This window comes from Romboutsia sp. 1001713B170131_170501_G6 (genome assembly GCF_015668195.1).
Classification (GTDB): Bacteria; Bacillota; Clostridia; order Peptostreptococcales; family Peptostreptococcaceae; genus Romboutsia_C.
On the sequence record NZ_JADPFC010000002.1, the window covers coordinates 364,002 to 375,735 of the forward strand.

An 11,734-nucleotide genomic window follows, 5' to 3' on the forward strand; every position below is an offset into this window, starting at 1 on the left:
CTTATCTTATATTCATTTATTGATAATTTATAAAGTTAATAGTTTCAAAATTTTATTATAATTATAAAAAGCTTAACGTTATTTTTTACACGTTAAGCTTTTTATAATCATAATATTAAAATTTTTTCATTTCATCTTTAGTTACAACACCATATATTAACTTTTTAGGTTCTGTTTTCTCATCTACTATTTCATAAGCATTTATAAATCTTTCTTTTGCTTGTTCAAATTTTTCTTCTTTATTATAATGCATGTAAGCTAATACATCGCCTTCATTTACATAGTCTCCTACTTTCTTTTGAAGTACTATACCTGCTGATAAATCAAGTTCATCTTCTTTAGTTTCTCTGCCAGCACCTAAAATCATAGCAGATACCCCTATTTCTTCTGCTTCTATCTTGCTTATGTAACCACTTTTTGGTGACTTTATAGGTACTATATTTTCAGATTTAGGAAGTAATTCGTAATCGTCAACTACCCTCTTATCTCCGCCTTGATTTTCTATAAACTCTTTTAATTTTTCTAACGCACGTCCTGAAGATATGGCATCTTGTATCATTTTCTTACCTTCTTCAAAACTTTCACAAACTTTTGCTAATACTAACATATATGCACCTAATGTTTCACATAGCATTACAAAATCCTTAGGTCCATTTCCTTTTAAAGTTTCTATAGCTTCTATTACCTCTAGTGAGTTACCTACAGCAAATCCTAAAGGCTCATCCATATTAGTTATCATACCTATTGTTTCTCTATCCATTTTACAACCAATATCAACCATAGCTTTTGCTAGTTCAAATGAATCATCTAGTGTTTTCATAAATGCTCCATCACCAGTTTTAACATCAAGTAATATAGCATTTGAACCTGATGCTAATTTTTTACACATTATACTAGCAGCTATTAAAGATATATTGTCAACTGTAGCAGTTACATCCCTTAGAGCATACATCTTTTTATCAGCAACTGCTATTGTAGCTGTTTGACCACACACTGCTATATTTTTTTCATTTACAGAATTTATAAATTTCTCTGCATCCATTTCTATTGAAAATCCTGGTATAGCTTCTAACTTATCTAAAGTCCCTCCAGTATGTCCTAATCCTCTTCCTGACATTTTAGCTACAGGAGCACCACATGATGCCACTAATGGAGCTAAAGCTATTGTAGTTTTATCTCCTACTCCTCCTGTACTATGCTTGTCTACTTTTATTCCCTTTATAGCTGATAGGTCTATAACATCTCCTGAATTCATCATAGCTTCTGTAAGATATACTGTTTCTTGTTTGTTCATTTTATTTAAATATATTGCCATTAAAAGAGCTGATGCTTGATAATCAGGTATTTCATTTTTTGAATATTTGTCTACAAAAAAGTTTATTTCTTCTTTAGATAATTCATATCCGTCTCTTTTTTTTCTTATTATATCGTATATTCTCATTTTATATCTCCTTAACAAACTTTATATATAATTTATTATTTAAATTCAATAAGCTTAATACTAAATTTAGTATTAAGCTTATATATTGATTATATACTTTTAACTACTAATTTAACTAAACTTAAAAATTCAGCTTTTACTTTTTGAGTAGTTTCTATTACTTCTTCATGATTAAGAGGTTGGTCAAGTATTCCTGCCGCCATATTAGTTATACAAGATATTCCTATAACATCCATAGATGAATGATTAGCAACTATTACTTCTGGTGCAGTAGACATACCAACAGCATCAGCTCCTAGTATTCTTGCCATTTTAACTTCTGCAGGTGTTTCATATGTTGGTCCACTAAAGAATGCATATACACCTTCTTGTACTTTTATACCTAACTTATTAGCACACTCTCTAACTAACTCTATATATTTTGGTGAATAAGCCGTAGACATATCTGGGAATCTTGGTCCAAATCTTTCATCATTTTTACCCATTAAAGGTGTACTTCCACTTAAGTTTATATGATCTTTTATTATCATTAGATCACCTGGTTTAAAGTCTACATTTGCTCCTCCAGCTGCATTTGTAACTACTATAGTCTCAACTCCTAAAGCTTTCATAACTCTAACTGGGAATGTTATTTCTTGTTGAGTATATCCTTCATAGTAATGGAATCTTCCTTGCATAGCCACTACATCTTTGCCTTCTAATTTACCTATTACAAGGCATCCTGCATGTCCTTCAACAGTAGATACAGGGAAATTAGGTATTTCATTATATTTTATCTTTACTGGATTTTCTATTTCATCAGCTAATACTCCTAATCCAGAACCTAATATAAGTCCTATCTTAGGTGTTATATTTATTTTTTCATTTATAAATTTTGCACTTTCTTGTACTTTGTTAAACATATGTCTCCTCCTTGACTATTTAAGTATTTGTGATTTAAAACTAGTTCCATTTTTAGTCATTTTTGTATCTAATATATCTGCTACTGTAGCACCTATATCTGCAAAACTTTTTCTTATACCTAAGTTTACACCACTCTTGATATTTTTTCCATAAATTAATACAGGTATATATTCTCTAGTATGATCCGTACCTTTGTAAGTTGGATCATTACCATGATCAGCATTTATTATAAGTATATCATCTTCCCTTAAAGCATCTATTATTTCTGGAATTCTAGCATCAAATTCCTCTATAGCTTCTTTATATCCTTTAACGTTTCTTCTATGACCATATTTTGAGTCAAAATCAACTAAGTTAGTAAATATTAATCCTTTATTTTCTTTATTAATATAATTTATAGTTTGGTCTACTCCATCCATATTATCTTTAGTGTGTATAGCTTCTGTTATACCTTGTCCATTAAATATGTCTTCTATTTTACCAACACCAATTACATCTAGTCCAGCTTCTTTTATATTGTCTAATACTGTTTTTTCAAAAGGATTTAATGAGTAATCTCTTCTGTTAGAAGTTCTTACAAATTCACCTTTTCCTTTTCCTATATATGGTCTAGCTATAATCCTAGCTACTGCATTATCTCCCATCATTATTTCTCTAGCTATTTCACACATTTTGTATAATTCTTCAAGTGGTATTATTTCTTCATGTGCTGCTATTTGGAACACACTATCTGCTGATGTATATACTATTACATCTCCTGTTTTCATTTGATGTTCTCCATATTCATCTAATATAGCAGTTCCTGATGCTGGTTTATTTCCTACAACTTTTCTTCCTGTTCTTTTTTCGAATTCATCTATTATTTCTTTTGGGAACCCATTTTCAAATGTTTTAAATGGAGTTTCAACTAAAACACCTGTCATCTCCCAATGTCCTGTTGTAGTATCTTTTCCTTGAGAAATTTCTCCACATTTTCCAAAACAACCTATAGGGGAACTAACGCCTTCTATAAAATCTACTTCATCTATATTTCCTATCCCTAAACTTAATAGATTAGGAATTTTTATATCATTATGTGCTTTTATTATATTTCCTAAAGTATTTACTCCTTCATCCCCAAATTTTTTTGAGTCTGGAAGTGCTCCTATTCCTACACTATCGATTACAATCCATACAACCCTATTCATATTGTGTCCTCCTTTTTTTGTAGTTTATTTTCTAGGATGTTTTTCTTTTATTTCTCTTCTCATATTCTTATTTATGTGATTTAAATATGATTGCAAACTAGATAAATTGCTATTTCCTAATATTTTGCTTACTACAGCAACATTAGCACCTTCATTTAGAAGATGAATAGCAAAAGAATGCCTAAGCATACTTGGATTTATGTTTTTATCTATATTAGCTAAATTAGCATATTTTTTAATAAGTTTCCATAGGCCTTGTCTTGTAAACCTTTGTCCTAAGGAACTTACAAATAAAGCTTTTTCACCTTTATTTGCTAATTCAGTTCTTGATTCATTTATATATTTTTCTAAATACTCCTTAGATGTATTAGATAAAGGTATTATTCTAGGATTTTTTCCTTTATCACAGCATATATAGTCTAAGTCTAATTCTACAGAATCTATATCCATATCTATAAGCTCTGATACTTTTATACCTGTACCATACAATATTTCAAATATTGCCTTATCCCTAATTTTTTTAGGTGTATTTAAATTTTTAAAATCTAAAAGTCTTTTTACTTCTTCCTCAGTTAAAATATCTAAACTATTTTTCTCTATTTTAGGCTTTTTTATATTCCTTGCAGGATTATTTTTACTTATACCATAAAAAAATAAATAATCATGAAAAGATTTTATTGATGATATCATTCTAGATACCGTTGCTACAGATATATTTTCCTGTTCTAATCTTATTATATACCCTATAATATCATTTTCTACAACATTGTCTAAACTTATCATCTTTTCTTTTAAATAATCAACATATCTTTTTATATCTATATAGTAAGATGATATAGTATTTTTAGATAGATTCTTACTGTTTAGATATTTTATGTATTCCTCTACAACTTCCATAGCAAACTCCTTATCTGACTAGGAACTTAATCATACCTATACTTATAGTATTCAGTATAACTTGTAATATAACTGTAATACTTATTATAATTATAACATTTAATATAAATCTTTTTACTAAAAATATCATATTTTCTTTTCTTTTGTGCTTAATTTCTGACAACATCTTTTTGGCATAATCAAATGCTACTAACGTTAATATAACTGTTCCAGGTATAATAGCTAAATTTTTCATAAATAAAATAAATATCATTTTTATGGATTCAAAGTTTAACGCCAATATCATACTGTTTATAGTATAGCCTATTGATAATCCTTTTAGCATAAATATTATAATTACTACTGGAAAAGTTATTACTAATGCTGAAAAAAAAGCGACACAAGTCATAAAGCTTAAATCTATTTTTAAATTTGATAATATAGCTTCTTTTATTCCTTCTCTTGAATTATAGTACTCACTTATAAAACTAATATCTTTTATTATTTCATCTTGATAACTTGGCCATATTTTATTTAGATAAGATCCAAGTGCTACAAATACAATAAATATTAACCCAATAAGTACTATTTGTCTGTTAAGTTCTTTAAAATTATTTTTTCTATATGTTCTTCTCAAATTTATAACCTCCCCTTTTACCTTACAAAATAGTATGTATAAAAAGAGGAGGTTATGACATTTTATATTAATTCTCTAGCTATTAAAATTCCAATTGATGTTTTCGCATCTTCTATTTCATTTTGAATAACCATGTTATAAGCTTCTTCTAAACTTATAGTATGTACTTCTATATCTTCATCATCATTTAGATTTCTTTCACCTACAGTAATATCAGTAGCTAGATATATATATATTTTTTGGTTAGAAAAACCTGCTGATGTATAAAACTTATGTATTAGTTTTAAATTCGAAGCATCGTATCCCGTTTCTTCTTTTAATTCTCTTTGTGCACATTCTTTTGGTGTTTCGCCAGGTTCTAACTTACCTGCTGGTATTTCCCATATAACTTTTTCTATTGGTTTTCTAAATTGTTTAATTAATACTATTTCATTATTTTCATTTAATGCTAATATACCAACTGCACCAGGATGTTCTACTATTTCTCTTTTTTGATATCCTTGGTTTATAGTTTCTACAGTATCTACTTTTAGGCTGATTGTTTTTCCAGTGTATATCTTATCACTACTAATAGTCTTTTCTTCTATCACCATCACAAACCTCCATTAAATAATATGCAGCACTACTTGCAGCCTCGAAAAACTCTGCATCTTGTTCATAATTTCTTCCCATAGTTCTTACCTTAAGGCCAAAATAATCTAAGTCTTCTTTAGTATTTTTATTATCTATATATACTATATTATGTCTATTTAAATCATTTTCTTCTATTTGTGCTCTTATTTTATTTAATTTATCACTTTCATAATTTGATATTGGTATTGTTATTTCAACATTTACAATTTCTTTAAAAATAGTAATACTATGGTGAGATATTCCATTATGTCTTTCTCTTTTATCTGCAAAACTAATTCTAGGTATAGCTATAGGATTTCCACCAAGTTTTTTTACTGCATCTAATATAGGTCCTTGTTCTATTCCCGTAAATCCATATTTAGTTCCAGTACCTGCAATTCCAGGACCCATACTAACAAATACACAGTCTGCATTTAGTACTTCTTTAGCAGTTATTAAAGCTGTATATATATTTATACATTCATAATCTCCTCCGAATGCATTTCCTATAGTTATAGTATGATCTATTAATCCTTTACTTTTTAAAGTTTCTACATTTTTACTTAGATATATTGGTAATGCAGCCCCATCTGTCATTATGTATACTATTTTTTTATCTTTATTATTTTTTTTATATGATGCTACAAATGGTGTTAGCATACTATGAAGTGTCCCAACAACAACTGGCATATCATTTAAACTTTTAAAACTTGAGATTTTATCATGATAATTACTTTCTTGTTCTTCAACTGAATCTACCTTAACTTGTAGTGGCGTATATCTTAATTTCATAATATGACCGCCTTCTGTAAAGCTTGATTCTATGTTGTTTAGATTAGTTATTACAAAATGATATCCTCCAGTACCTAAACTTAATTCAACAGCTGTTGTATTTAATACAACCTCATCACCTACATTTACACTACCTGTCATTTTAGGGTAGTTATAGGCTTTTTGTATTTCTCCATTTATATTAACTCTTATATCTTCTAATTTTTCACTCTTATCTTTTATAGAATCTACAATTCCTATTCTTTTACTTATCATAAGTTTACCTTCCTAATTTGTCTATGAAATTTAAGAACTTATTTTTCTCTATTATCTTAGTTAAAGAATACTTCTCTGTAAGTATATGTATAAATATTAAAAATACTAACCAAGCTAATCTAATATTAAATGAATAGCCCATACATATAAGTATTCCTATAGATATACCTAAAACATTTGATCCTGTGTCTCCCATCATAGCTTTAGCTTTTAAATCGTAATTAAAATATGCTAATACATTTGGAAGCAGTAAAAGAAGTAGACTTTTTTCAAATCCTGTTAATGTTAAAAGTAAAACTAATCCTATTACTAGATATACTTTTATAGCTCTTCCAGGTCTTAAATCTAATAAGTTCATAAGATTTGTAGAAAGTGCTATTATAAGAGTATTTACAATTATATCTAATATATCTTTAGATATTGCTATAGATATTAATATGCCTATAAATCCTCCAAATAACGCCTTAAATCCGCCTGTTGTAAGTTTTCCTTTAAACAAACTCTTAAAGTGTCCTTTAAGCCCACTAACATCTCTATTTCCTATTATATCATCTAATATTCCTGCAAAGAACATTGATATCATTCCAAATATAAACATAAATAAATGTAATAAGTTATTAACATCATTGGTTACAAATCCTAGTATAATACCATTTATTATTATCATAGGTAAAAATACTATACCCATACTAACTGGTATCATGTCCTTTTTATAATTCGGTCTTAATACATTACTGTCTATTAATAAATTTTTAAATAAAGGAATAACAACATAGGTTCCAAGTAATCCTGTTACAAATAAAACACTGTAAAGTATATAATATTTCACCTATACACTACCTCCATTCTTTATTTTTTTCTTTTAAAACTTTCTTTATATGGTAGTATTGTTTTCCCCTATGAATAAATCCTTTTAAATCTCTTCCCGTTTCACTATGAGTCATATTTACTAATACCTCTTTTATTGTGTAACCGTATTTTAATATATCTATAGTCATACCCACTTCTACACCATAACCATATGGAATCTCATCAAACTTTTCTAATACTTCTTTTTTAAATATCCTTTGTCCTGATAAAGTAGAGTCTAATTCTACACCTGTCATCTCAAATACAGATTCTTTAGCTAATCTCTTTACAAAGCCCAGCCCTCCCTTTTTCTTGGCAGGAGGGAACTTTGCTATAATAACATCGGCTTCGTTGTTTAATATAGGCACAATAAGTTTTTTGACTTCATTAGCTGAACTTCCTAAATCTCCATCTAAAAATCCTATTATATCTGCATTTTCCATAGCTATTTTTAATCCATAGTTTAATGCGTATCCTTTACCTCTATTTTTATCTAATTTAAATACTTTTATTTTATCATTTTTAACACTAGATGCTACTTCTGTAGTATTATCACTAGAACCGTCATCTACAACTACAATTTCATCTATTTCATTTATATCAACAATACTTTCTAATGTGTCCTTTATCTTATCTGCTTCATTGTAAGCTGGTATTATTATACTTATGTAAGAACTCATATTTTTTCTCCTTTTCTTATTTCTTATAAGGGAATAATTGTTTAGCACTTTCTAGTCTACCAAAATCCCCTGTAGCTCCTTTTTCATTTAATAATATAGTTAAAGAAACTTTACCGATTCCTTCTTCAATATTATCTATAGTTGCTATTTTGTTTTTAGAATATAAGTCTATATAAGAATTTTTAGTATTACTTTTTTGAACTCCTACTATATATTTATTTTGTTCTTTTAATTTAGTTATTAAAGCTTCATCTATCTTATCAAAGTTTTCTTTTTGAGCTTTATCTTCACTTCCACCTGTTAAAACTACAGAATCATAATCTATATAATTTTCTGCTATAGATTCTACTTTTATTAACTCTAAACGTTGAAGATTTTCTAACTTAGATATACTACCTTCTTCTTTTAAAGATTCTGCTATATAATTTATAACATCTTTTGGATTATTTAGTTCAATTGAAAGTTCTTCTGATGCTTTCTTTAAAGCATCCCTATTTTCTATATTACTAGTAAGTACTATATCAAATGCTACGTTTCCTCCAGCATTTTGTATTATATTTGCAACTTCTTTACTATAATCATTTTTTTCATTTGTAGATATTATTCCTATATTCTTATTTGCAAGACTATCTTTTATTATCTTATCTGAATTTTGATTTATTATGGCTATTGCTTCATCATAATCTTTATTTAAGTTAGTTAAATTTTCTTCTAAGTTATCATTTGTTGTTTTTAATACCTCGAATTTACTATCTAAGTCTTCGATCATACTTGCTTGTTGCTTACTAAGTTCTTGATCATAATTTAGATTAAATCCTACTAACATACCAATCCCTAAAGCTATGAAAATAGCTCCTATGGTAACTATATAATATTTCATGTTTATATGCATTTTTTTCCTCCTAAATCTACATTTGTAGTAATAGCTTTAATTTTAGCTGCATTAGATGTATAAACTGCTGAACACTTGGAGAGAAAGACGCTAGTATAAGTATTGGGAATAAGGCAGTAGCTATTAATGCCCATATATACTTCATCTTTAACTTACTTCTATAAAGTAGGTTAACTCCTTTTGCATCTATAAGCTTTGATCCTATTTTTAATCTTACTAAGAAAGTACTTGCCATACCCTTTCTTCCTTTTTCTAGGAAATCTATCATATTAGAATGAGTTCCAAGAGCTACTATAAGCTCTGCTTTGTATTCATAAGCTATTAACATAGCTATATCCTCACTAGTTCCAGGTGCAGGGAATACTATAGCATCTAGCCCTAAATCTTGAACTCTTTTAAGACCTGGTGCCCTTCCATCTGTATAAGCATGTACGATTATCTCACCTGCTTTTTTAAGCGCTTCATCACTAACACTATCCATATCTCCAACTATAACATCTGGAGTATAACCAAACTCTAGTAACGCATCCGCCCCTCCATCAACACCAACTAATATTGGTTTCACTTCTTCTATGTATGATAATATTGTACTTAAATCTTGCTTATAATCTTGTCCTCTTACAACTATTAGTACATGCCTATTAGCATAATTAGTTTTAACTTTAGGTATTTCGACTTCTCCTAATATGAATCCTTTTTCTTTCTTTGCATAATCAATAGTATTATCTATAAACCTATCTAGTTCAACTGCTAAGTTTTCGTATGCTTTTTTTAATTTGGCTGCTACTTCTTCTTTGCCTAATACTTCACCTTGTCCTAAAAATTTATTGTCTCTATAAATTTTACCATCTATAATTTCAATATTTTGACCTTCAGATAACTCATTAAATAATTCTTCACCTATATTATCAACTATAAGAATATTTTTTTCAGTTAGTATTCCAGGTCCTTTATTAGGATATCTTCCACTTATAGAAGGTGATGCATTAATAACTAACTTTACTTTACCTTCTACTAAAGAATTCGCTGCAACTTCATCTATATCTATATGATTTATAACAGCTATTTCTCCACCCGTAAGTCTCTTTGCAAGCCTCTTTGTTTTTCTATCTACTTTGATAGGGCCTTCGACTCTCATAAATTAAACCTCCGATATCATTTTTAAAATCACATTACATTATAGCATTATTTAACGACAAAATAAATGTTTAAAGTCAGTTTATAATTTTATATAAAGATTTTTTAAATATATTTGTATATTTTAAAAACCTTTATATACACATCATATCTTAATCAATCTTATTTAACCTTGATAATTTTATCAATTCACTTTTGTTGTTTTTTTCAGGGTTACATATTACTATTTCTAAAAGGAAATTTAGCTGTTCTCCTATTGATTTTCCACTATATCCCATAAACTTTAAATCATTTCCATTTATATCTAAATCATTTATCTTATAACATTCATTATTTTTAGCTATGTCATCTATCAATGCTATATATTTATCTATTGAATGTTTTCTTATACTTAATTCTTCAATATCTTTACAATTACCTACTTTTTTATAATATATTTCCTTTAATTTTAAAATATCTTTTAAATTATCAATTCCTATTTTATTTAAAATTTTCTTAATCCCAACCTTATCTAAATCTATATTATCTATTAGCATATAATCAATCATATTATTTATGTATATTTTTACATTATTTGGATACTTCAATTTACTCACAATATTATTGTTTCTTATATTTTTATTGTAAAACTCTATTTTTTCCTTTGTTTTATTTAGTTTTTGTGTATTATTTTCTAAGATTAAAAATTCTAACATCAATAATCTTTGCTCTAAACTAATATTACACACTTTTAATATTCTTAACTTTGTACAAAAATCTTCATAATCCTCTACATGAGAGTATATCTCTAACTCCTTAAATATATTCAAACTATATAATAATACTAGTTTTTGGGGATTTTCACTAAGTATAATTTTTTTTATTTCATCACTTACTCTTTCTCTGCTAATATTTTTTAATATATTAGAATTTCTTTTTATACTTTCAAATGTTTCTTTTTCTATATCAAACCCTAGTTTACTGCTAAATCTTATGGCCCTTATTATCCTAAGTCCATCTTCAATAAATCTTTCATCAGGATTGCCTACTGTTCTTATTTTTTTATCATGTAAATCTTTAACTCCATCAAAATAATCGACTAATTTATCTTCTTCATTATAAGCCATGGCATTTATTGTGAAATCTCTTCTTTTTAAATCATCTACTATCTTTGATGTAAATTCTACATTTTTAGGTCTTCTATTACCTTCATACTCACCTTCAACTCTATATGTTGTTATCTCATAAACTTCATTTTCTATTAAAATACCTACTGTTCCATGCTTTATTCCATTTTCTATTATTTTATAGTTTTTAAACATATCTATTATTTTATCGGGTTTTGCACTAGTGGTTATATCATAGTCATTTGGTAAAATACCTAATATACTATCTCTGACACATCCTCCTACTATATAAGCTTCTTCACCATGTTCTTTTATTTTTTCTATTATGAATTTTACTGATTTAGGTAAATTTATATACATCACATAT

General features: G+C 27.6%; 12 protein-coding genes. All 12 read right to left on the minus strand.

The window, feature by feature from the left end:
* Window positions 1–115: 115 nt before the first annotated feature.
* A complete protein-coding gene (locus I4U89_RS07500; protein ID WP_195939768.1) occupies window positions 116–1,441 on the minus strand; it encodes a pyrimidine-nucleoside phosphorylase in 1,326 nt (441 codons plus the stop codon).
* An 89-nt stretch (window positions 1,442–1,530) separates the two neighbouring features.
* On the minus strand, window positions 1,531–2,343 hold the full coding sequence (locus I4U89_RS07505) for a purine-nucleoside phosphorylase (RefSeq protein WP_195939769.1): 813 nt from the start codon (window positions 2,341–2,343) through the stop codon (window positions 1,531–1,533).
* Window positions 2,344–2,358: 15 nt separating this feature from the next.
* Window positions 2,359–3,531 (minus strand): phosphopentomutase, encoded by a 1,173-nt coding sequence (locus I4U89_RS07510; RefSeq protein WP_195939770.1) that lies wholly within the window; start codon window positions 3,529–3,531, stop codon window positions 2,359–2,361.
* 24 nt (window positions 3,532–3,555) lie between these two features.
* Window positions 3,556–4,428 carry a tyrosine-type recombinase/integrase gene (locus I4U89_RS07515; protein ID WP_195939771.1) on the minus strand — a complete coding sequence of 291 codons (873 nt, stop codon included), beginning with the start codon at window positions 4,426–4,428 and terminating at the stop codon, window positions 3,556–3,558.
* Between the two features lie 10 nt (window positions 4,429–4,438).
* Window positions 4,439–5,044, minus strand: coding sequence for a hypothetical protein (locus I4U89_RS07520; RefSeq protein WP_195939772.1), 606 nt, complete (start codon window positions 5,042–5,044; stop codon window positions 4,439–4,441).
* Window positions 5,045–5,106: 62 nt separating this feature from the next.
* Entirely contained in the window at window positions 5,107–5,637 is a 531-nt protein-coding gene (locus I4U89_RS07525) for an NUDIX hydrolase (protein ID WP_207744145.1), read from the minus strand.
* Window positions 5,612–6,703, minus strand: coding sequence for a DUF3866 family protein (locus tag I4U89_RS07530; RefSeq protein ID WP_195939774.1), 1,092 nt, complete (start codon window positions 6,701–6,703; stop codon window positions 5,612–5,614). Before I4U89_RS07530 ends, I4U89_RS07525 begins: the two co-directional genes overlap by 26 nt.
* 4 nt (window positions 6,704–6,707) lie before the next feature.
* The gene (locus I4U89_RS07535) at window positions 6,708–7,532 is read right to left on the minus strand and encodes a glycosyl transferase (protein ID WP_195939775.1); all 825 of its coding nucleotides are present in this window, start codon (window positions 7,530–7,532) and stop codon (window positions 6,708–6,710) included.
* Between the two features lie 7 nt (window positions 7,533–7,539).
* Window positions 7,540–8,232, minus strand: coding sequence for a glycosyltransferase family 2 protein (locus I4U89_RS07540; RefSeq protein WP_195939776.1), 693 nt, complete (start codon window positions 8,230–8,232; stop codon window positions 7,540–7,542).
* A gap of 16 nt (window positions 8,233–8,248) precedes the next feature.
* Entirely contained in the window at window positions 8,249–9,124 is an 876-nt protein-coding gene (locus I4U89_RS07545) for a copper transporter (protein WP_195939777.1), read from the minus strand.
* Between the two features lie 16 nt (window positions 9,125–9,140).
* Window positions 9,141–10,262 carry a putative cytokinetic ring protein SteA gene (steA, locus tag I4U89_RS07550; protein WP_195939778.1) on the minus strand — a complete coding sequence of 374 codons (1,122 nt, stop codon included), beginning with the start codon at window positions 10,260–10,262 and terminating at the stop codon, window positions 9,141–9,143.
* A gap of 151 nt (window positions 10,263–10,413) precedes the next feature.
* Window positions 10,414–11,727, minus strand: coding sequence for a CCA tRNA nucleotidyltransferase (locus I4U89_RS07555; protein ID WP_195939779.1), 1,314 nt, complete (start codon window positions 11,725–11,727; stop codon window positions 10,414–10,416).
* Between the last annotated feature and the right edge of the window lie 7 nt (window positions 11,728–11,734).